The organism is Endozoicomonas montiporae CL-33, assembly GCF_001583435.1.
In the GTDB taxonomy this organism is placed as follows: Bacteria; Pseudomonadota; Gammaproteobacteria; order Pseudomonadales; family Endozoicomonadaceae; genus Endozoicomonas_A; species Endozoicomonas_A montiporae.
The window spans coordinates 1,689,165-1,712,382 of the sequence record NZ_CP013251.1 but is presented as its reverse complement, the minus strand read 5'-3'; the positions used below and the strand labels follow the sequence as shown (position 1 = coordinate 1,712,382).

The following is a 23,218-nucleotide window of genomic DNA, read 5'->3' as shown; positions in this document are numbered from 1 at the left end:
GTTAAGGGTTATTTTCAGATTTTTTCCGTTCCTGACCGGAGAGATCACGAAACATATCCAGAATCAACATAGCTGCACCTATGGTGATCGCAACATCAGCCACGTTGAACGATGGAAAATACCAGTCCTTATAGTACACCAGAAGGAAGTCAACGACGTAACCATGAACAACACGGTCGTACAGATTACCCAGCGCTCCCCCCAGGATCAGAGCCATGGAACAAGCCTGCCAACCTTCCCCCTTTTCCATCCGGCGTAACCAGCTGACCAGAAACAGGCTGACAATCACCGCCACACTGGACAGGAACCACCGTTGCCAGCCCCCCTGATTGCTGAGAAAACTGAAGGCAGCACCGGTGTTATAGGCCAGGGTCAGAGAAAAAAAGGAAGGAATAACGGTTAACTGTTCATACAGGTAAAAATTGTCAACCACACTGTATTTGGACAACTGATCCAATACCACCACAATCAGGCTCAACCATAACCAGTGCACCATTCCCGTCGATTTTTCTTTCATAAAGCCCTTGTCCTGCCAGCGTATGAGTGAGCAATAGATAACTTTTTATAGTATTGTCAGTTTTCCCTGTCTGATATGGTTATTAACCGAAAAGCCTGACCTGTTTTTGTGTGGCAATGTAAATGGGTTTACAAAGAAAAACAAATTTGCGAACAATTCTTATCAAAAACTGATGACTATAAAGTCCAGAGAATCAAGCTGTGGGGCAGTGTTAATCTTTATTTGTGGCCTTGTCATCATGCGAAAGCCGGTAAAGCTACTTTATAATCCGGATTACCGGCTTATGGAGGGTTTTGCGACACCCTCTCAAACTAAGGAGTTTTACGTTGGAAGCGATAATACCAATTCCGTTTTCTAAATATGACCATGAGCAAGCCAATCCAAATCGCTGGGCAAGGAAGATCGACGAGTAATAACTGGCTATTGCGAGGAGTTCTGACGCAGAACCAGCGGTTTGGAATGGCTGCGCAATTCATGTTTAGAAGACGGAATTGGTATAAAACTTGGGTTCGCTGTAACCATCCATGAACCACTTTCAGCACAGCTTTTGCACTGAAATCCACTCATCCAGGACTGACTTCAGGCTACATAGTTCAAAAAGAAGGTTCAGAAAGAAAGTTCAGCAAGGCAAAAAAATGCCGGATAGCCCAAGCTATCCGGCATTTTTACAAGCTAATAACCTGTTCAGGTATCAGGCGTAACGGCGCTCTTCGCCCTGACCATCCACGTTTTCAACACAGCGGCCACACAGGCTTGGGTGAGCTTCAATCTGGCCAACGTCTTCACGACGATGCCAGCAGCGTTCACACTTCTCATGCTCAGACTTGGCAACAGCTACTTTCAGGCCATCCACCTCGGTGCCCATGGCATCTTTGGCTTCTGCCAGTGGCTTCAGCTCTGTTTCGGAAGTGATCAGAACAAATCGCAGTTCCTCGCCCAGCTGGCCAAGCTTCTGCAGCAGCTCATCACTGGCAAACAGAGTGACCTCCGCTTCCAGACCACCACCGATCACACCTTCCTTACGGGTGTCTTCCAGTGCTTTGTTCACAGCGGTTTTAACGGCCAGAATAGAATCCCAGTCCACATCGCTGTTAGTCAATGCCTGCAGACCTTCATACCAGGTAGCCAACAGCACATGCTTGCTGCGCTCACCCGGAATCGCCTGCCAGATTTCTTCGGCAGTAAAGGTACAGATTGGCGCAATCCACAGGGCAAATGCCTGGGCAATGTGATACATCGCGGTCTGACAGCTGCGACGAGCCAGACTGTTGGCCTGAGTCGTGTACTGACGATCCTTGATGATATCCAGATAGAAACCACCCAGATCCAGCGCACAGAAGTGATGAACTTTCTGATACACGTTCAGGAAGTTAAAGCTGTCGTAGGCTTCAATCACTTCGCTTTGCAGCTTCAGGGCACGATCCACCGCCCAGCGATCCAGAGACAGCATATCATCCCATTCAACGAGGTCGGTCTCCGGATTAAATCCGCTCAGGTTAGACAACAGGAATCGTGCAGTATTACGAATACGACGATAGCTGTCAGCCGTACGCTTCAGGATTTCATCCGACACCGTCATTTCTGCAGTGTAATCAGTAGCTGATACCCACAGACGCAGGATGTCGGCACCCAGAGACTTGAAGACCTTCTGCGGAGCAATGACATTACCCAGAGACTTGGACATCTTGCGACCATTAGCGTCTACCGTAAAACCATGGGTCAGCAGCTGCTTGTAAGGAGGTACCCCTTTTGTGGCAATGCCGGTCTTCAGGGAAGACTGGAACCAGCCTCGATGCTGGTCGGAACCTTCAACATAAACGTCAGCTGGCGACTGCAGGCCTTCACGACGATCCAGAACCGAGTAATGGGTGACACCCGAGTCAAACCAGACGTCCAGAGTATCGGTGACTTTAACGTACTGATCCGCATCTTCTGTAGACAGAATTTCAGCCGGTTCCAGATCGAACCAGGCATCCATACCTTCCTGCTCAACCTTCAAAGCCACCTGTTCAATCAGTGCCGAAGTATCCGGATGCAGCTCTTCGGTCTCCTTATGAATAAACAGTGCAATAGGTACACCCCAGGTACGCTGTCGGGACACACACCAGTCCGGGCTCTGGGACAGCATGGATTCCATACGGTTACGACCCCAGTCCGGCGTAAACTTCACATCTTTCAGGGATTCTTGTGCCGTTTTTAGCAGACCTTCCTTTTCCATGCTGATAAACCACTGAGGGGTAGCACGGAAAATCAGTGGCGTTTTGGTACGCCAGCAGTGCGGGTAGCTGTGCTGGAATTTGGACTGAGCCAGTACACGACTGTTCTCGACCAGAACATCAACCACCAGCGGATCGACCTTGTAAACATGCTCACCGGCAAAGCGTTCTACATTGCTGCGGAATACACCGGCGTCGTCCAGATAGTTCAGGGTGCCAATGCCGTATTTTTTACCGACATTAAAATCGTCTACACCGTGGTCAGGTGCCGTATGAACACAGCCGGTACCGGCATCGGTGGTCACGTGATCACCCAGAATCAGCGGCAGTTCACGATCATAGAACGGATGCGCTACTTTCTTGCCTTCCAGCTTCGCACCCACCGTACGGGCGATAATGGTGAAGTCTTCCATGCCGTAACGCTCCATGGCGCTTTCCAGCAGTTCTTCAACCAGAATCAGGCGGGCAGGTGCACCATTCACTTCGCACTGCACCAGGGCATAACCCAGTTCAGCACCCAGCGTTACCGCCTGGGAAGACGGCAGAGTCCATGGTGTTGTGGTCCAGATCACAACAGCAACTTCACCTTCACCCTGTTCGCCCTGTTCAAAATCAAAGGCTGACAGCAAATCCGCTTCATCCAGAGCGGCATAACGCACATCCACCTGAGTCGATGTTTTGTCCTGATATTCCACCTCGGCTTCAGCCAGTGCAGAACCACCCACAACACTCCAGTAAACCGGCTTGTAACCTTTGACCAGATGACCATTGTCAGCGATTTTACCGAGCGCACGAATAATGTCGGCTTCAGTCTGGAAGTCCATGGTCAGGTAAGGCTTGTCCCACTCACCCAGAATACCCATGCGTTTAAAGTCTTCACGCTGGCCGTCTACCTGTTTGGCAGCGTACTCACGGCACTTCTTGCGGAAGGTTTTAAAGTCTACCTTATCGCCGGCCTTACCCAGCATGCCTTCCACCTTATGCTCAATGGGCAGACCATGACAGTCCCAGCCCGGCACATAAGGTGCGTCAAAACCACTCAGGGTTTTGGACTTGATAATGATGTCCTTGAGAATCTTGTTAACGGCGTGACCAATATGGATATCACCATTGGCGTAAGGAGGGCCATCATGCAGAATGAACTTGTCACGCCCCTGGCTGACATTACGAATTTCTTCATACAGATTCATGTCGTACCAGCGTTTGAGCATTTCCGGCTCGCGCTTGGCCAGGTTCCCGCGCATCGGGAAATCAGTCTCTGGCAAGTTCAATGTGTGCTTGTAGTCGGTCATAGTCTTGTTACCGGAATCTCACCATCACATCAGTCAGCATTAAGAGGGATTCTTAAAGCTTGAATAATTACTAAGGAAGCAGTTGCTCATTTCCATGGTGACTGCTTTCCGCTCATGGTTTTCTAGATAGCTCAAGGCTTTCTAAATAGCTCAGGGCTATTTAAACAGCTAAAATGCCACGGGCAGTGGTGACATCATTATTGATAGCTGCCTGCAATGCCTCGATCGATTCAAATTTTCGGGCATCACGAATCTTTTCAACAAATTCAACCCGCAGCGTCTGACCATACAGGTCACCCTTGAAGTCCAGCAGATGCACTTCCAGCAGGGCAGTTGTAGCATCAACGGTTGGCCGCGTGCCCAGATTCGCTACACCATCATAGCTTTTCAGGGAGCCATGACACTCCAGCCAGCCCCGAACCGCAAAAACACCCTGCAGCGGCAGACGGTTCCGGCATACCCGGATATTAGCCGTTGGAAAACCCAACGTACGTCCTAACTGCTGCCCTTTCACCACTCGCCCAAACATAGCAAATGGTCGCCCAAGCAGCTGCTCAGCAGCGTTCAGATCTGCTTCTGCCAGCATTCCTCGAACTTTGGTACTACTAATGCGATTCTGATCATGGGTCACAGTGCGGGTATCACAAACCTCGAAGCCATGTCGGTCGCCCATTGCCCGCAGGTGAGAAAAATCACCCGCCCGATTCAGTCCGTAGCGAAAATCATCGCCCACGATCAGGTAGCGAACATCCAGTCCTTCTACCAGAATATCCATGACAAATTCATCCGGCGTCATGTTCTGGAGGCGATGTCCAAAAGGGAGGCACAGCACCTGATCCACTCCACAATCTTCAAGCAGTGACAGTTTTTCCCGCAGGCTGGTCAGCCTGGGAGGGGCGTTATGCCCCTGAAAAAACTCTCTGGGCTGTGGTTCAAAGGTAATGACACAGACCCTGACACCCAGCTCAAAGGCTTGCTGCCGCAGTGCTTCCAGAATGGTGCGATGCCCAAGATGAACACCGTCAAAATTCCCTATGGTCGCGACACAGGCCCGGTGCTCTGGTCTGATGTTGTGCAATCCGCGGATCAACTGCATTGGGCGGCTTTTTCTCGTTCAGGCTGGCAAATGGTCGATTATATCCCAGCTGGTTGAATGGTCACAGGGGGATATGCTTAACGAGGCATAAATTAATAGGTTTAGAGGTAATATGAAAGTACCCAGCAAAGCAAATGCCGTTATTTTCGCTGCAAACATGGTTTGCAGCTTTTATCTGCTACTGTTTCCCTGCCCGACAATGGCCGCTCCCGAGTTAAGCGACGAGGTTAAGATGCTTTATCATAAGCTGACCACGGAAGTTTTTCTGGGTTTGGATCAGGTCATTTCAAAAGTATTGAAAGAAAAAGCACAGCCTCCTCTGGCAGAAAGTAAATCCTATAAGGACTTAAGCACCCTTACCACCACCTGCTATAAAGAGTGGCACCAATATGTTTCTCAAATCAGTAACACGCCCCTTCCTGAAGCTGCTCGAATTACACACTCTGCCCTTAAACCGGCATGGTTCGATTTATTGCCAGGGCGAGACTTCATCAATAAGCCTCCCGAGAACTGGAAAGAAAGTGACGAGCACCTGATCATCACTCGCTTTCTGCAACTACTTGGTCGTGCGATTTCGAACAACGATGCTCTCGAGCCGGTAGAGGTGCACCTGAGAAAACTGTTTTCCTGCGATGAAGACGAGTGCAAACAGATCGCACATACCAAAGCGGCTTATTCAGACGTTTTTGATACGGAACTGTTTATGCGCTTTTACAGCGAATGCATAGAGACCCCTTCGATCAAAAGCATGCAGTTAAACCAAATATGCGTGTCATTTTCCCGAAAATTTGTGTATTAAAACGATAATACGTGAACTTATTTTGTTAACAAAAAAGCATAATTAAACAAAAACTGAACAACTCTAAAAACACGATACTTCCCATTATTGCAAAGCATTAAAGGCAAATTATATGATCGCCCACCTCAACATATTTAACTATTTTTTCTGCATATTTATTCACGCAGATTTGAAGCACACTTCCACGGACGTATAAATGAGTGATCATGTAGTACCTGCCGCAGAAGGCCGGAACATGCTGATGTTCCTGATTCCTTCTTTTTCTGGCATTTTATTTTTTATGGCACCGGTTTTTATTGATGGTGCAATGAGTTTCCCCCTGGCTCTGATGGCAAAGACACTAAAAAGCCTGCTGGGTGATGCCATGTTGCCTCTGGTGACGGGTGTTATTACCCTGACAGCCGTCGTATCCCTGTGGGCTTCCCTGCTGAAACCAGAACTGACCAGACGATCTTCGTTGTTTAACAGCTTGTTCAATACATCACCGGCATGGCTGCTGATTCGGGTTCTTGCCGCGGTGTTTGCCCTTGCCACTTTAAACCAGTGGGGGCCGGAAATGATCTGGGGAGCCGATACCGGCAGCATGGTTTTACACGACCTCCTCCCTTCCCTGTTTGTGACCTTTATCTTTGCAGGGCTGCTGTTGCCGTTGTTACTTAACTTTGGTCTTCTGGAACTATTGGGCACGCTACTGAGTAAAATCATGCGCCCGTTATTCCGGCTGCCGGGTCGGGCTGCAATAGACTGTCTTTCGTCCTGGCTCGGTGATGGCACCGTAGGCGTCATGCTGACCAATAAACAGTATGAAGATAAACAGTACACCCAGCGCGAAGCCACTGTTGTTGCCTCTATGTTCTCAACGGTGGGTATCACCTTCTCTCTGGTGGTGTTGACACAGGTTGGTCTGCAACATCTGTTTGTACCGTTCTACCTGTCTATCTGTGTGTCCGGTGTTCTGGCTGCCATTGTTCTGCAGAGAATTCCACCTCTGAGCAACAAGAAAGATCTGTTTATAGACGGCACCTCTCGTGATGCCGATAGCGAACTGATTCCAGAAGGTTACATAGCTTTCAGTTACGGTCTGGAACTGGCACTGAAACGAGCCGCCAGTATCAGCAGCCTGGGCGACATTGCCCGTCATGGTCTGAAGAACGCACTGGATATGGTGTTTGGTGTTTTGCCCGCCGTAATGACCATCGGTACCATCGGCCTGATCATTGCCGAAAGCACACCGCTGTTCAGCCTGCTGGTAACACCCTTTATTCCACTGCTGGAAATGCTGCAACTGCCAGAAGCCGCAGCCGCTTCCGAGACCATTCTGGTGGGTTTTGCCGATATGTATGTGCCGTCCATTCTGGCAGCGTCCATTGACAGCGATATGACCCGCTTTGTGATTGCAGCCGTCTCCGTCACCCAGCTGATTTTCATGTCCGAGACCGGTGCCGTTATCCTTGGTAGCAAGATTCCTCTGAACCTGATGGAACTGATTGTAATCTTCCTGCTCAGAACCATTATTACACTGCCGGTTATTACTCTGTTCGCTCACTTTATTTTTTAAATTTTAAAATAAACGACCCTACAAGGTTCAATGTCTGTATACCTTGAACCTTTTACTACCTCCTACAATCAAAAATATAAATAAAAATATATATTAATATTTTTATGCTCAATTGATTCGACAAATAAATAAACTAATTAAAAAAAAGTACATTGAATCGCCAGAGAAAAAAAAACAGGTCATAAATGGCGACTAGAATAAGAACTGCATTTGTGAAGAAATGTTAAAGATTCTCAATTCATCCAGACATTTTCAATGTTGACTGGCTTATCAAACAGATAATGTAGTTGGTTCTATGTCTCTATTTTTTTCTGATTCATGATTTGAACATTTTACAGCGGTGCACTTTTCAACCGTTCAATTACAATTCATCACCAGTCCTTAAATGCACCTTGTTCAGTCTGTCAGAAATCATTGATACCAAGTAACCCGCTACTGATCTGTACGCGATAGTCAGGTTTTCTGTTTTCAGGTATTCTTATGAAGAATATATCCCTCTCTACACTGCATAAAGCATTTACCGTTTTATGTCTGTATCTGCTTACCTACCCCATAGCCTACGCTGCCCCGGGGCGTAGCTATCAACTGACGGAAGAACAAGCCTTTCAACAGGCGCATAACTTTCTGATCCACCAGATACATACTGAAGCAAAAGCAAGACTCGTCAGCGGTTCGCTGCAACAGACTTTTGAGTCTCAAAGCAATCAACAAACAACGTCTAGTGCCGAGCCCTACAACATAGACTCTCTTGTCAAAGTTGTTTCAGATGAGATGGGAAAGTTTTTCGCCAAGAGAAAAGAGGAGCTGGGCGGGGACCCAACTGCACAGACAACAAGACGACAAACCAGACCCATTATTGACCTGCATGATGAGACCGCAATGCATGCGGCTCTCACCGGCAGACTGCTTACTGCTTTGACAAAAAGCTATGCAGAAAAAAAGCGGGAATACAAATACCTGCTCAGCAAGCATAAGGCTGCAAGTGACAAGCCTCATGAGATTCATAAATCAGAAATCGAAAGAGATGAAAGAAACATAATTGCCATTGCGGAAGAGAAGAAGATGTTTCGCCTGGCAAGAGAATCCATCCAGACACTACCTAATGATCAAGTGAATGCTATCAGACCCGGCAATGCAGATAATCCGGAGAACGTGAAGCGGGTAGAGAAATTCATCACAGCCAAAGTGTGGGAAGATATTTTCCCGATGAGAAACCCTCAATACACTTATCAAAACTTCCTGATGGCCATTGGCAAGTATCCTGCCTTCTGCAGAACCTATACAGATAAGCATGAATCAGTGTCTGATACAGTATGCAAACGAGCCCTCGTCACCATGTTTGCCCACTTCACTCAGGAGACTGGTGGGCATATACCCAATCAGGGAAAATATGAAGAATGGCAACAAGGTCTCTACTACCTGAGAGAACTGGGCTGGACAGAAAGCATGGCGAATGGCTATGGCATCTGTTCACCAGACACATGGCAGGGTAAAGCCTACCCATGCGGTAAATTTCCAGATGGAAAAAACTACAAAAGCTATTTTGGCCGGGGAGCCAAGCAGCTTAGTTACAACTATAACTATGGTTCTTTTTCCCAGTCTATCTTCGGCGATGTACATAACCTGCTGAATGCCCCTGAAGAAGTGGCAGACACCTGGTTGAACCTTGCCAGCGCGATTTTCTTTTATGTATTTCCGCAGCCACCCAAACCTAATATGTTAAGTGTGGTCGATCGTGAATGGATCCCCAGTGAAGAGGATGACATTAACGGACTGACCCAAGGCTTTGGTACCACCACCATGATCATCAATGGCGGTGTTGAATGCGGTGGCAGCGAAGAAGTCCAGCAATCCAAAAACCGCATTGAATATTACAAAAAATTCGCCAAACTATTCGGCGTAGACATTAGTGGCGAAGTACTGGGATGCAAAGGCATGAGGCAGTTTGATGCCCGAAGCTCCGGTGCCATTGCCATCTATTGGGAAGAAGACTGGAGCTGGGACGGAGAAAACCCCAACGGCTTATCTTACAAATGTCAGCCGGTGAGCTATCAGACCCCGTACAGCGCTTTCGTTGAAGGCGACTACATGAGATGCGTGAAAGACAAGTTCAATGTTGTCATTAAAGACGATGATGGCAATATTCCTCCTGTCGCCGATGCGGGTGAAGACAAACGTGTTATGGCCAATGAAAACACTCCTCTGGACGTTATGCTGAATGGCAGTAATTCCAAAGCCTTCGGTGAAGGAAACACGCTAGCGTATCAATGGACAATGATTGATGCCAACTCAGACCTCCAGCTTCAGGACGATAAGCAAGCCATTGCCAAAGTGATTGTTCCCCCCAGAACCACAGGCGAAACAAAAAGTTATGGGTTCCAGCTGCGCGTTACCGACACGCATGGTCGCGAGAGTCTGGACGGTATGAACCTGCTTGTTGAGCCTTACAACGGCTCAAGTAATATTGAAGTTTCTCTGGCGGGAGACGATGTAGTTGTTCCGGGAGAGGAATTATCTATTGCTGCAGAGGTTGAGAATGCAGACATTGATAAACTGACGTTTGCCTGGATCGCCACCAAAGGGGTCGATTACACAGTGGCAGATGACAAGCATTCGATCACTCTTACAGGTCCTGAAACCAGTAGTTCCCTTGATATACAGGTTTGTCTCGAAGTCACTGATGATCAGGGCAATCAGGGTAATGCCACCAAACACATCACTGTTCAGCCTTCCGGCGGGCACTATCCTGCATGGAAAGAAGGCACTGTCTACCATGGCGGATCAAGGGTTACTGTTGATGGCAAAGACTATGAATGCAAGCCGTTCCCATTCAGCGGCTGGTGTGGTCAAAGTGCCCGACACTATATGCCCGGAAAAGGCAATTACTGGAAGGATGCCTGGGAAAGAGTGTCCAACTAAGCACCAAAGTTAACCTGTCAAAAGTCACCTGACTTTTAATTCGTCTGCGAGTCGTTGCAGAAGCAACCGCTCGCAGACGATAACCATTAACCCTCTCTCATCTGACGATCCGTTCTGCCACGGAAACGTCCCCAGGCAGCAGCGCCTACTTCTTCACTGATTTCCTGCCAGGTCTGACGCATCTGTCGTGTTTTTTCCGGAAACTCATTGATCAGGTTATTCTCCTCGCCAATGTCTTCCGCCAGATTATACAAACCAGCCTCTTCACGGCGGTGCTGAACCAGCTTCCACTCGCCTTCACGCAGTGCCCAGCTGTCGCTATAACGCCAGAACAGTCGATCGTGCGGGCTTTCAGTCGTTTCACCGCTCAGTACCGGCAGAATATCCTTGCCGTCAAGATTCCATTCCGGATCAATCTCGCCGCCTGCCAGCTTGACAGTGGTCGGGAACAGATCCAGCGCACTGATCATCGTATCGGAACGGGTTCCGGCAGGAATGACACCCGACAGACTGGCTGTAAACGGCACCCGGATAGCACCTTCAAAAGTACCACCTTTTTCACCGCGCAGAGGCCCGTTGGTACCACCATGTTCCCACTTGCCGCCATTATCAGAGAACAGCACGATCATGGTTTTGTCAGCAATGCCTTTTTTCTCCAGCTTATCCAGAATTCGACCGATGTTGTCGTCCATATTGGAAATCATGGCTGCCAGCGTCTGACGGTTGCCCAGATGATCGAACTTCTCCATATAATCATCAGGAGCTGTCATCGGTGCGTGCGGGGCATTAAACGACACTTCCAGGAAGAAAGGTTTATCATGGTTGCGCTTAATGAAATCAACGGCTTCCCGACCAAAGGCATCGGTCAGGTATTCAGGCTCGCCATCAACAGGCTGATCATTACGATAAATCAGATTGTTCCTGTTGGTTTGCATCCAGTAAGCAGAAGCACCGTTATTAAAGCCGAAGTATTCATCAAAACCACGGTTATATGGCTGGAAATGCTCGCCTTTACCGTCGTGGAACTTACCCACCAGACCAGTGTGATAACCCCGGGTTTTCAGGTATTCCTGAATCATCAGAATATCGGTCGGTGTTCCGCGCAGATCCGGATCCTGAGGGCCAACATTACCTTCATATCCCCAGCGATGCTGGTAACGACCGGTATGAAAACCTGCCCGTGAAGGTCCACTCACTGGCGCAGACACATAAGCAGTGGTCATCGCCACACCGGCATCGGCAATTCGATCCATATTCGGTGTCGGGATTTCAGTAGAGCCATTAAAACCCGTATCACCATAGCCAAGATCGTCAGCAACAATCCAGATAAAGTTTAATGATTCAGTGTCCTGAGTTTGTTCAGCTAATACAGCCGGGCTGGTCGCCAGCATCAAACTGGCCGCAGCAGCAGGAAGAGTGCGTTTTAATAAAGGAAGCATCGTGCTCTCAATTATTTTCAATTAAATAACAGAAAGCCGCAAACTATCACCGTAGTACTAACTCAACAATCCAGTGCCATCATTCCTTTGACCTGAAGCAACTATTTAAAGCAATCTTTCCTGCATTGTAACAACATCTTACACTCTTATTTAAAAGCCATTAATTATCTAAGGAATCGTCTAAAAATAACTTCCCGATTTGCTGCAATCATCAGCCAGTAATGGCTTGAGGTAAGCGATAGTGAAATACGGAACTTATTTTCAGACAAATCCTAAGCTAATTACAACTATTAAACACCGTGCTTCAGTACAACCTGAAAAGCGTCAGAGCCTACCTGCTCAAAGAAGAGTTTCAGGCATTCCGGGACTACATCTCACCACACTGGGCAGGAAAATATCTGGATCGTTGGTGTACAAGGGTTATGCGATCAAAGATAGAGCCAATGAAGAAAGTAGCTAAAACCGTTCGACGACACAGGCCTCTTATCCTGAACTGGTTCAGGGCAAAAAAAGCATTCTCCAGCGGCATTGTAGAGGGTCTGAATACCAAGATAAAACTCACTACGAGAAAGCCATACGGCTTCAGAACTTATAAATGTGCAGAAATCGCTTTATATCATGCGCTTGGCAAGCTACCCGAACCAGAAGTGACCCACAGATTTTACTGACGAGGCAAATAATTAGCTATTCTATTGAGATTGGTATTACTTATAGACGAGTGCCGTGTAATAACAAAGAGCCAGCAATTCCCGACAAATATACGCCTTAAGACGTATACCCTGCTGCAGGGTGAACCATTTTTCGGATTTGCAGCAAACAACCTTCAGCCCAAAGCTGACATTCTGGATGAATTTTTCGCTCAGACACAGGCTCACCCCGGCAGCTATGAAGTATCTGGAATAACAGAACGGATATTATGACCAACTCCTTCAGAGGTTCTTGAGATTATTGCCATAAAAAAGTCTCGCCAAGAGTCAATGAAAAACCACTGAAACAGGCTTCTCATATGCTCCCAAAGCGCTTTTTTAGAGTGGCTTGCCGTCCAGGCTTTCTGAAACAAGCAACACCCTAACTGTTCTATCTGATCAATAAGGAAGGCGGTAAACGTCAGGCAGGCAAAGTTTGTAGCCAAATGCTCCTTGCCGTGTCCGTAGTTGTGTTCGAGGTGGTAACCCTGTGTCTTGAGCGTGTTGAAGGTTTCATTTTCAATCTTCCATTTCGCACGGCCTCCGCGCATCACTCTGGTGACGCTGTCGTCAGTCAGTTGGATATCTGTTACCCAGACATTGGTGTATTTCTCGCCCTTGGGGCTAATCTCAACATATTCCAGATAGTTGACCAGAACATCCTTGTGACTCTTGTTGATGGGAACGTTGTTGACGTATCTGAACCAGTGCCGGTAGCCGTCCTCATCAACGTATTCATAACGGTTAACCTCACCCCTGGCATCCAGAGTATCAACCGCCTCAACCAATGACGCATGGTCGCTGTCCTTGGCCACCATAATGAAGCTGTACCCATAAGACTTGACCATTTTTATCGTCGGCCCATCTGAATACAGGTCATCAAATGTCAGTACCAGTTTTAGTTTGGGATGTTCTCTGTAGACGTTTTCCAGCAACCGCTTTAGTGCGGTTTTTTCGCAATCGTTTTTAGAAGCATTGACCTGCTTGGTAATAGGCTCTGGCATCAGAGGCAAGACCTCTTTTTGTCCGGGCTTGACCAGACATATAGCCAACAGTTGGTGGTAATACTGGGGGGTATCAGTATCGGCTTTTTTGATACAACATTCAGGGCAGCTAATCTTGCCTGAAGCGAAATGCCCTGTACCATCCACTGGAGCCAGATAGCCTTCTTCAAAATACTGAAACTTTTTTAGCCACTTCGAACTCTGGACGTAAGAGAAGAGTGACTTGAAAAATGGCCTGAAATGATCAGTTTCAATAGGGTCAAGTATCTCCCGCAGATGGGTGTCACTGGGAATACGCTGAACGCCGTACATCTGGCGCAGGTTGTGAACAACCCTTGGATTTTTACATTCATGCTCAAAGCTCAGAAGTGAAGGGCATTTCATGTGCATCACAGCCAGACCGGACATTATTGCATCAGAGAGAAGAATTTTTTCCTTGCAATTATTGGGACGATGATCAGGTATTAGGGATGCTTGCTGGCGAACAGTATTGATTAACCGATCGACCAAAATTTTGTCTTGCTTAGCAGGCATAGAAATACGACAGTGAATGAGTACTGCATGAAATTTAGCTCAAAGTTCAGGAATTTGCTTTTTTATGGGTCCTTCTCAGACCTTGGTACTGTTGGGCTGAAATCGGGATAGGGTGGAGCCTCGCGGCTCCACTCCTCCCACAACACCCAGCGTACGGGTCCGTACTGGGCGTTTCGGTTAGTTAAGCGTCTACCATCAGCACAAACATGACAATGGAAGGGTCAGTGATACAAGACATATGACTCACACCACCCGCCGGGCTTTTGTAATCCTGTAATGCCGATATAGTCTCAGCTCTTATGACCTTGCAGCTTTCGGTTCCGCCGTCACCGCTTGGCATGAGCACCAGTGTTTGCTGGCCTTTGTCTGCGTCCGATATATCGAGAAACAGAAACTAATCACCGCTCTAACCGTTCAGGCCTTCACTGACTTCGCCAGCTACTATGCCGTCTGCTGACTTCTGTATGGCGATCAGGACATCTTACGATGACCTCAGTCTGAAATATCAGACACCAGACAGACCTCCCGAGGTAAGTTACACCGCCTTCCCTGCACAACTGCCGGATTTACTGTCCGAGTGTCCGGATGAGTATGGGACTTCGTCATCACATGCTGACTCGTCCTCACGCAGACAGCCTCATATCCGATTTCTATTCGTCAGCTCGCAGTTTTGCTCCACACTGCCTTCAGTCTGCACCTCGCGATACAAACCTTGTGCTTCGCTAGCCCTTCGCCCTCATCTGGCTGGGCAGGGGACTTTCACCCCCAAGCTGTGCAACATGCTCGGCACACATGAACTACCCCGGAGCAAGCTCCGGGGTATCAAGTTAGCTCTTGAGTAGTTCGCAGCAAGCTGCGGGGAATTAGACCCAAGGCTTCGCATTAATTCGTCGGGAATTGCTGACAAAGAGCAGGACGAGTAATACGCTCGGGCCTACGATGCTGGCAAATCCCTTTGCCAGAAGAACAATCAATGCCTGAACTGCGCAGGTCGAATACCGGCCACCAGCAAACTTAGCCCATAGGCAGCCAGTCCTGCTATTACGGTTAACGACATCTGACTGACTCGCTGCCACAGTGACCAGTCGAGCCATAACTGTACATCACCTTCCATCAACATCAGCACAGCCGCCATCACTGCATTGGCAAACAACAGGCGCAGTGCATAAAGCCTCCAGCCTGCCTGCGGCTTAAATACGCCGGTTTTCTTCAAACCAAGGAATAACAAACCGGCATTCAAAAAGGCCGACATCGCCGTTGCCAATGCCAGCCCTACATGCTGCAACCAGAACACCAGCATCAGGTTAAACACCATATTGGCGACCATAGCCTTGATGGCAATCTGCACCGGTGTTTTTGTGTCTTGACGGGCGAAATACCCCGGTGCCAATACCTTAATCAACATAAAGGCCACCAGCCCCAGCGAATAGGCCTGTAGACTCATACCCGCCATAATGACATCCCGATCCTGCATTTCGCCGTAGTGGAACAGGGTGGCAATGAGCGGCTCTGCCAGAATAAACAGAGCCAATCCCGCAGGAATACCAATCAGCAGCACCAGACGAAGCGCCCAGTCCAGCGTTTTGGAAAACTGGTCTTTGGAATCATCAGCGTGTTTACGGGACAGACTGGGCAGAATCACCGTGGCAATGGCAATACCAAAAACACCCAGTGGCAGTTCCGACAATCGGTCGGAATAATACAGCCAGGACACACTGCCTGTTTCCAGAAAAGACGCCAGAACCGTGTCCAACAACAAGTTAATCTGACTGACCGAAACACCAAACAGGGCAGGAATCATCAGTTTCATGATGCGTCGAACGCCTTCGTGCTGGCGATCCCAGCGGGGCATCGGCAACAGCCGGATCTGCATCAGGAAAGGCAGCTGCAGCAACAGCTGGGATACACCGGCAATCACCACACCCCAGGCCAGCGCCATCACCGGCTCGGCAAAGTAAGGCGTTAATAATAAAGTAGAGCCAATCAGGCTGAGATTCAGCAATACCGGCGTAAAAGCAGGCACCACAAACCGGCTGAAGCTGTTGAGAATACCACCGGCCAGTGCCGTTAGGGAGATCAGCAACAAATAAGGAAAGGTGATTCGTAACATGCTGCCAGCCAATGCCAGTTTTTCCGGCTCATCCATAAAGCCGGGGGCAAACAACCTGATCAACAGAGGCGAGCCCAGCATGCACAGCACCGTCACCATAAGCAATGTGCCAGCCAGTGTCCCGCTGACCCGACTGACCAGAACCTGCACCTCATCAAACGGCTTTTTGGTGCGATATTCCGACAACACCGGCACAAATGCCTGGGAAAAAGCGCCTTCGGCAAACAGTCGCCGCAGAAAATTGGGGATTTTGAACGCCACAAAGAACGCATCAGCCGCCATGGATGAGCCAAAATATCCGGCGACCACCACATCCCTGATCAGTCCCAGCACCCGGGACAGCATGGTCATAACGCCGACCACCAGACTGGATCTCAGTAAACTGTGAGAACGGGGCTTTTTGACACCTTTATCAGTGTTTTCATCGTTATCAGAAGGTTGTTCAGACATTCAGGGGCTCAATTCCGGCTTCAGAAAAGGCGTCGATATTAACGATAACGAGCACCTTACACCAGATGATGGCGGGATGGGGACACTACAGTCAAGCGCAGGCAGGACGCCGTATTGACAATATAGTCTGAACACGGCATGATTCCGCGACTTGACTGTATGGGTATGGCACTGAATGGTTCTCTTGCCCGGGAGCAACTCTTCAGTAACTGCGGCAACTCCATACTCCAATCACAGGGTGCCCGAAGCCGCCCTGCAATTGAATACAGTACACACATTCGATTTTAGGAGCACCAGAATGGCTAACTCTCCATCTGCTAAAAAGCGCGCCCGTCAGGCTGAACAGCGTCGTACCCACAACGCTTCCCTGCGTTCCATGGTTCGTACTTCCATCAAGAAAGTAGTACGTGCTATCGAAGCTAAAGACGTTGAACTGGCTAAAGCTGAATACGCTGCGGCTGTACCTGTTATCGACCGTATGGCCGACAAAGGTATTATCCACAAGAACAAGGCCGCTCGTCACAAGAGCCGCCTGAACGCCCAGGTTAAAGCCCTGACTGCGTAATTTCTGAGATTCTGCTCAGAATAATCCGGTAAGATGGGGTCCTCTTACTCCGTCTTACTGCATCAATCTCGCCATAAGCACCACCCGCCAGGGCACTCATTGCCGTCTACCGTATTTCAGCACAAGTTCACGTACCCTTAACAACTATTGTTTAACATGACCATCATCTTCGTCAGGATCTTCGTTTGATGAATTAGAGACCCTGCCCGCCTGACCTGCAGCTTCATTGGACTCCGGCTCAGAAGAAAAGGTGAAGGAGTAATTATTTTCCCCGTCAGGCTCTTCCCTGACAAACGTGATCTTTATTACCTGATCCCCGGCTTTATTCAGCTGATACTCCCAGCGTTCATGAGACGGATGGGGATCGCCCTTATGCTCTTCCTGAAAAATGGTATTGGTCAGCGGATCGTATCGCAGAATTTGTGAAGATGCTTGAATACTTGGGATATTACTTGACCGGTTAACAGAAGCAGTGAACGGATTGATAAACAAAAATAATCCGGGATTTTCTAACGTTCGGGACCTGCCCTGCCGCTGCCACGCCATGAGACGCTCAAACACATACTCCATTGTTGCACCAAAGATATAGACATGCTCAATAGTCGCCTGTGCCTGTGGCGCTACTCTTAAAGCCATATCCTTGAGACCACCCAATAACGTCAGAGGCACATCCTGCCGAAGCGCTTCATCCACTTCGACACTTGGGCCAGCTTGACAGGCACCTTGATGCTCAACAATCTGCCGCTCAACAACATTACCATTTTCTAGTATTGCCGACCGCCGCAAGTTGGCAGGGTTATTGAGGTTTACCTGCCAGATAAGACAGTCCAGATCAGGAGGATGACCAAGCTCAATAATCAATGATTGCTCTATCAGCGTTAAGACACAGGGCATCCGAGGTAAATGCGCATTATTCTCCGCAACCATTCTTTGTATGTGTTCCACATTATTCTCCGCAACCATTCTTTGTATGTGTTCCAGAAGAGTGGCCGAAGAAGGCAAAGGGGAGGCTTGAGGATTAAAATCGGGGGGTTGGTTCAACTGCAATGTAAGGTAGATCTCGGTATGTCTATTTTCAGCTTCTCCAGCAGGGCTAACGAACCGGCTCAAATGGCCCACGTCCTGTCCGTTAAACACCATTCGATAATAGTCTGCAAACTTAACCGGCCTGGCAAAAGCCAGTTGCATCAGAGAAAAAGACAAAACCAGACCAACCATAACAAGCCTGACTCTTCTTAGACGAACATTAATCGCTTGAATCAAATGCATGCCGGTAGTGCCCTACCAAAAACTCTGACAGCTGAACATGGGTGATTAAACAGTATTCATCCAGCCAGAACCATATTATTCCTGTGCAACAACTCAGGTTCGCCGGAATAGCCTAGCAGATTACCAATCAGCTCGCTGGGTTTGCCAATAATTTTTCGGGCATCCTTGTCGCCGTAATTAATCAACCCGCGCGCGACTTCTTGACCGGACTCATCCAGACAAGACACCATCTCACCTCGCTGAAACGCCCCGCGTACTTCACGAACACCAACTGGCAACAGGCTCTTGCCTTTAGTCACCAGCACATCCACTGCGCCAGCATCCAGAACCAGTTCACCCGATGTCTGCATATGGCCCTGCAACCATTGCTTGCGAGCTGCCATACGCTCGTGATCCGGCAACAACAAGGTACCCAGTGCTTCCTCAGCATAAAGTCGCTCAAGCACAGATTCCATCCGTCCACCAACAATCACCGTTGCCGCACCGGATGCCGCAGCCTGACGAGCTGCGCGCAACTTGGTTTGCATACCGCCCCGTCCCAGACGGCCGCTGCCGCCACCGGCCATAGCATCCAGACGTTTGTCCTGAGCCCGGACATTATCCATCAGCTGTGCTGTCGGGTCTTTGCGTGGATCGGCTGTAAACAGACCATCCTGGTCGGTCATCAGCACCAGCATATCGGCTTCCACCAGATTGGTCACCAGAGCACCCAGCGTATCATTATCGCCGAAACGCACCTCTTCAGTGGCCACCGTATCGTTTTCATTGACCACCGGCACCACCCCCATATCCAGCAGGGTATTCAGAGTGCTGCGGGCATTCAGATAACGCTGACGATTACTGTGATCCGCATGGGTCAGCAATATCTGCGCGGGTTGAAAACCGTGTTTCTGGAAACTCTCTTCCCAGACCTGCACCAGTCTTGCCTGCCCTACCGCAGCGGCGGCCTGAAGCTCATTCAAGGCAGACGGTCGCTCATCCAGCCCCAGTTTCTCCATACCGGCAGCCACCGCTCCGGATGAAACCAGAACGATCTCGATGCCTGCACGTCTCAGACGACACATCTGGGTCACCCAGTTATCAATGCGCTCAACATCAAGACCACGACCTTCGTCGGTCAACAAAGCACTGCCAATTTTTATGACCCAGCGTTTTGCCGAACTCAACCTGCCTCGCTCACTCATTCTTTCTCCTTCAACTGCATGAGTGTTATTTTCAATCAGATGCAAAAACCGCCCTGTTCAGGGCGGTCATTATAAAAACAATTAAGGGGCGTAGAATACCTCTACATCATCCTCTCCATCAAAGTCATCGTCATCTTCGTCTTCAAACTGAGCCATTTTCTGAGCCAGACGCTTTTGACGACGTTCTTCTGCCACTTCACGCATACGACTACGGGCTTCTTCTTCCATCTTGATACGATGCTCTTCTTCCTGAGCCGCAATACTGTCGTCCTGCGCTTCTTCCTGATTACGCTCTTCGATGTAGGTCATCAATTCCTGACACAGCAGATCGGTACCCTGCCCGGCAATCGCCGCAGTGCGGTATACACGACCTTCCCAGTTCAGTTCCTTAACGATACGTTCGCACACCACTTCGCGCTCGTCTTCCGGCAGCAAGTCTACCTTATTCAACACCAACCAGCGTTCACGTTCAGCCAGAGCCGGGCTGAAGTTTTCCAGCTCTTTCACAATCGCTTTAGCCGTTTCTACCGGATCGGTCTCATCAAAGGGTGCTACATCAACAAGGTGCAGCAACACTCGACAGCGGGACAAATGCTTCAGGAAGCGAATGCCCAGACCAGCACCTTCAGCCGCGCCTTCAATCAGACCCGGAATATCCGCCACCACAAAGCTGCGATGCTTTTCTACACTCACCACACCCAGGTTAGGCACCAGCGTGGTAAACGGATAGTTCGCCACCTTGGGCTTGGCATGGGACACAGAACGGATAAAAGTAGACTTACCCGCATTAGGCATACCCAGCAGACCCACATCCGCAATCACCTTCAGCTCAAAGCGCAGGTTACGCGCTTCGCCTTCAGAACCAGGTGTTGTCTGGCGGGGTGCACGGTTAACACTGGATTTGAAACGGGTATTACCCAGACCGTGCCAGCCACCGTGCGACACCATGATGCGCTGACCGGTTTCCATCAGGTCACCAATGACTTCTTCGGTGTCGTCATCCACTACCGTTGTACCCACCGGCACCGGCAGAATAATGTCTTCACCTTTTTTACCGGAACAATTCCGACCACGTCCTGGTGCACCGGCTTCTGCCTGATAACGGCGGGTATAGCGATAGTCCACCAGCGTATTCAGGTCATCTCTGGCTTCCACATAAACGCTGCCGCCGTCACCACCATCACCGCCATCAGGACCACCCTTGGCGATGTATTTTTCCCGACGGAAACTCAGACAACCGTTTCCGCCCTTACCTGCCTGAACCCAGATAGTGGCTTCATCGACAAACTTCATTCACAACCTCCTGCAGCATTCGCTCCAATGGCAATGCCTGCACATAAATTCTTCGTTTCGAAAAACTTATCTCCAGACACCTTTTTATCAGAGTTCATCAGAGCTCATCAGAACCATCAAAGCATCAGACCTTTATTTCGCTGCATTTATGCAATATTTATTGCAACTGACTAAATATATCTCAGATACGAGAAAGCCCCGCATTAAAGCGGGGCTTTCTGTTTACCGGATAGCCACTGCTGAATCAGTCAGGGCATCCGGTAAAAAGCAGTAGCGATTAAGCAGCTTCGATACGAACGTACTTACGCTTCTGAGGACCTTTAACCTCAAATACTACCTTGCCGTCAGCCTTGGCGAACAGGGTGTGATCCTTGCCAATACCAACGTTTTCACCAGCGTGGAAACGAGTACCGCGCTGACGAACCAGGATGTTACCTGCGATTACTGCCTGACCACCGTAGCGCTTGACACCAAGGCGTTTACTTTCTGAATCGCGACCGTTACGGGTAGAACCGCCAGCTTTTTTGTGAGCCATTATGCTCTCCTTTTAACCCGGTGAAGTGGCCAGCGACCAAACCAGACACTCACCTTATCACCATGAAAATTCAGTACACTGAATTTTACGCTCATGGCTGCTAAACATAAAATGAGTTAAATCTAACCCATCAGCGTTATAAAACCGAAATTAACCAGCGATGCTGGAAACCTTCAGTTCAGTGAACCACTGACGGTGGCCCATCTGCTTGCGGTGGTGCTTACGACGCTTGAACTTGATGATCTTGATCTTTGGACCACGACCGTGAGCAACGACTTCAGCAGTCACCTTGGCACCTTCGATCACTGGCGCGCCAACTTTCAGCTCTTCACCGTTAGCGATCAGCAGAACGTCAGTAATTTCAACGTTCTCGCCAGCAGCTACGTCCAGCTTTTCTACTTTAAGGGTGGTACCTTCAGCAACGCGATACTGCTTGCCGCCGGTCTTGATAACAGCGTACATATTAATCTCCGAAAATCCTGTAAGCCTCTTTGTCAAAGGCATCCGCTCAAGAACCATCGCTAAGAAACAAAAGCTCTGGCGGAATTTTCATTAGCTACCTAAAAATCACTTCACAAGAGCGGCACCTCATAAACCTCAAAACTGCTGTTTAAAACAGGGTTTGAGATTCATAACAAAATGGCACACCGCACCGGATTCTCAGATAGGGGCGCAAATTTTAAGAAATGCCAGCCCATCTGGCAAGTAGGTTTGTCTATTCTCTTAGTTATTAATTGACTCGGTCCTTATAGGTACAGGCACTAATGACCTGTTTATCAAGCCCTTACCTCTTGATGGAGCAAGCGATCGCGTTCAGACATCTCGCATTTTCTGAGCTATATAAATGCAAACACATAATGATGAGGCACAGCCATGCAGAGAAATGTCAAGATCGACATTCTGGACCAAACCGAAGCTCGTATCATGTATCAATGGATTGCTGAAGCGGGCTGGAACCCCGGCCTCCATGATGCCGAGACGTTCTACAAAGCTTTTCCTACGGGCTTGATTGGAGTCAAGAAGGACAATGAGCTTGTCGGTGTGTCCTCTGTATTTAAACACAGCCCCAGATACGCCTGTTTTGGCAACTACCTTGTCAAACCAGAGTATCGCGGGCAAGGTTTTGGCCTGTTAATGACTCGCAGGCGGCTCAATATCGCGGGCTATCGCAACATCTCTCTGGACGCTGCACCTGAAAATCAGGCAATATATCGCTCTGTCGGCTTTCGAACGGCCTACTTCAACCAGCGCTTTGAGATCAACTGGCAGCACGCTCCGGACAAACTTCACCCCAACGTCATCAATTTGAAAAACGTCCGGCTACTGGAGCTGCTCGAATATGAAAAAAACCTGTTTCCCTGCAAGCGCAAGGCACTTCTGAAAGCCTGGGTCACACAGCCCGGATCCAGCGCTTTCTGTTTTCGTGACCACTGCCATATTAAAGGCTTTGGCGTTTTGCGTCCCTGCATGACCGGTTACCGAATCGGCCCGCTGTTTGCCGATACGCCCGTGATCGCCGAGCATCTGATGCAGGCACTGCTACAGCACAGCCTTGGACAACCCGTATTCTGCGACATACCGGAAACCAACCCCCATGCCCGTCATCTGGTACACAGTTTTGGAGGCCAGCCCATCGACTTTCTTTGCGCCAGAATGTATCGCGGGTATGAGCCTGACCTCGACTACCCACGCTTGTACGCCCTGACCTCTCTGGAATCCGGATAAGCCGCTATCTCTCCAGCGGCTATTGAC

17 protein-coding genes and 1 pseudogene are annotated in these 23,218 nt (G+C 49.0%); 6 read left to right on the top strand and 12 right to left on the bottom strand.

The window, feature by feature from the left end; genetic code table 11:
• Position 1: 1 nt before the first annotated feature.
• The 3 genes from lspA to ribF form a co-directional block, all read right to left on the bottom strand.
• Positions 2-517 (bottom strand): signal peptidase II, encoded by a 516-nt coding sequence (gene lspA / locus EZMO1_RS07695; protein ID WP_034874311.1) that lies wholly within the window; start codon positions 515-517, stop codon positions 2-4.
• A gap of 691 nt (positions 518-1,208) precedes the next feature.
• A complete protein-coding gene (ileS, locus tag EZMO1_RS07690; protein WP_034874313.1) occupies positions 1,209-4,025 on the bottom strand; it encodes an isoleucine--tRNA ligase in 2,817 nt (938 codons plus the stop codon).
• 160 nt (positions 4,026-4,185) lie between these two features.
• Positions 4,186-5,121, bottom strand: a complete 936-nt coding sequence (gene ribF, locus EZMO1_RS07685; protein WP_034874316.1) for a bifunctional riboflavin kinase/FAD synthetase — start codon at positions 5,119-5,121, stop codon at positions 4,186-4,188.
• A 112-nt stretch (positions 5,122-5,233) separates the two neighbouring features.
• Here ribF and EZMO1_RS07680 point away from each other — a divergent pair, with 112 nt between their 5' ends.
• From EZMO1_RS07680 to EZMO1_RS07670, 3 genes are all read left to right on the top strand, one after another.
• Positions 5,234-5,920 (top strand): hypothetical protein, encoded by a 687-nt coding sequence (locus tag EZMO1_RS07680; RefSeq protein ID WP_034874318.1) that lies wholly within the window; start codon positions 5,234-5,236, stop codon positions 5,918-5,920.
• A gap of 196 nt (positions 5,921-6,116) precedes the next feature.
• On the top strand, positions 6,117-7,478 hold the full coding sequence (locus EZMO1_RS07675; protein WP_034874320.1) for a YjiH family protein: 1,362 nt from the start codon (positions 6,117-6,119) through the stop codon (positions 7,476-7,478).
• Between the two features lie 480 nt (positions 7,479-7,958).
• Positions 7,959-10,397, top strand: a complete 2,439-nt coding sequence (locus EZMO1_RS07670) for a chitinase (protein ID WP_051789682.1) — start codon at positions 7,959-7,961, stop codon at positions 10,395-10,397.
• Positions 10,398-10,483: 86 nt separating this feature from the next.
• Here the strand turns inward: EZMO1_RS07670 and EZMO1_RS07665 are convergent, their stop codons facing one another.
• Positions 10,484-11,836: a sulfatase-like hydrolase/transferase gene (locus EZMO1_RS07665; protein ID WP_034874322.1), complete on the bottom strand. Its 1,353-nt coding sequence runs from the start codon at positions 11,834-11,836 to the stop codon at positions 10,484-10,486.
• 302 nt (positions 11,837-12,138) lie between these two features.
• On the opposite strand from EZMO1_RS07665, the pseudogene EZMO1_RS07660 reads away from it, so the two are divergent.
• Positions 12,139-12,504: pseudogene (locus EZMO1_RS07660) on the top strand (transposase); the annotation flags it as partial.
• A 215-nt stretch (positions 12,505-12,719) separates the two neighbouring features.
• Here the strand turns inward: EZMO1_RS07660 and EZMO1_RS07655 are convergent.
• The 3 genes from EZMO1_RS07655 to murJ form a co-directional block, all read right to left on the bottom strand.
• The gene (locus EZMO1_RS07655; RefSeq protein WP_145912517.1) at positions 12,720-14,060 is read right to left on the bottom strand and encodes a transposase; all 1,341 of its coding nucleotides are present in this window, start codon (positions 14,058-14,060) and stop codon (positions 12,720-12,722) included.
• Positions 14,061-14,241: 181 nt separating this feature from the next.
• Entirely contained in the window at positions 14,242-14,400 is a 159-nt protein-coding gene (locus tag EZMO1_RS26610) for a hypothetical protein (protein WP_160173990.1), read from the bottom strand.
• Between the two features lie 630 nt (positions 14,401-15,030).
• Entirely contained in the window at positions 15,031-16,620 is a 1,590-nt protein-coding gene (gene murJ, locus EZMO1_RS07650; RefSeq protein WP_082211847.1) for a murein biosynthesis integral membrane protein MurJ, read from the bottom strand.
• Positions 16,621-16,918: 298 nt separating this feature from the next.
• Here murJ and rpsT point away from each other — a divergent pair, with 298 nt between their 5' ends.
• The gene (rpsT, locus tag EZMO1_RS07645; protein ID WP_034874327.1) at positions 16,919-17,185 is read left to right on the top strand and encodes a 30S ribosomal protein S20; all 267 of its coding nucleotides are present in this window, start codon (positions 16,919-16,921) and stop codon (positions 17,183-17,185) included.
• Between the two features lie 144 nt (positions 17,186-17,329).
• On the opposite strand, the gene EZMO1_RS07640 is transcribed toward rpsT, so the two are convergent.
• The 5 genes from EZMO1_RS07640 to rplU all read right to left on the bottom strand — a co-directional run bounded on the left by EZMO1_RS07640 (position 17,330) and on the right by rplU (position 21,928).
• A complete protein-coding gene (locus tag EZMO1_RS07640; protein ID WP_145912524.1) occupies positions 17,330-18,454 on the bottom strand; it encodes a hypothetical protein in 1,125 nt (374 codons plus the stop codon).
• Between the two features lie 56 nt (positions 18,455-18,510).
• Positions 18,511-19,638, bottom strand: a complete 1,128-nt coding sequence (gene proB / locus EZMO1_RS07635; RefSeq protein ID WP_034875446.1) for a glutamate 5-kinase — start codon at positions 19,636-19,638, stop codon at positions 18,511-18,513.
• An 81-nt stretch (positions 19,639-19,719) separates the two neighbouring features.
• Positions 19,720-20,931: an Obg family GTPase CgtA gene (gene cgtA / locus EZMO1_RS07630; RefSeq protein WP_034874330.1), complete on the bottom strand. Its 1,212-nt coding sequence runs from the start codon at positions 20,929-20,931 to the stop codon at positions 19,720-19,722.
• A 277-nt stretch (positions 20,932-21,208) separates the two neighbouring features.
• A complete protein-coding gene (gene rpmA / locus EZMO1_RS07625) occupies positions 21,209-21,466 on the bottom strand; it encodes a 50S ribosomal protein L27 (protein WP_034874332.1) in 258 nt (85 codons plus the stop codon).
• 150 nt (positions 21,467-21,616) lie between these two features.
• Positions 21,617-21,928 (bottom strand): 50S ribosomal protein L21, encoded by a 312-nt coding sequence (gene rplU / locus EZMO1_RS07620; protein WP_034874334.1) that lies wholly within the window; start codon positions 21,926-21,928, stop codon positions 21,617-21,619.
• Between the two features lie 411 nt (positions 21,929-22,339).
• Here rplU and EZMO1_RS07615 point away from each other — a divergent pair, with 411 nt between their 5' ends.
• Entirely contained in the window at positions 22,340-23,191 is an 852-nt protein-coding gene (locus tag EZMO1_RS07615; RefSeq protein WP_051789683.1) for a GNAT family N-acetyltransferase, read from the top strand.
• Positions 23,192-23,218: the final 27 nt, after the last annotated feature.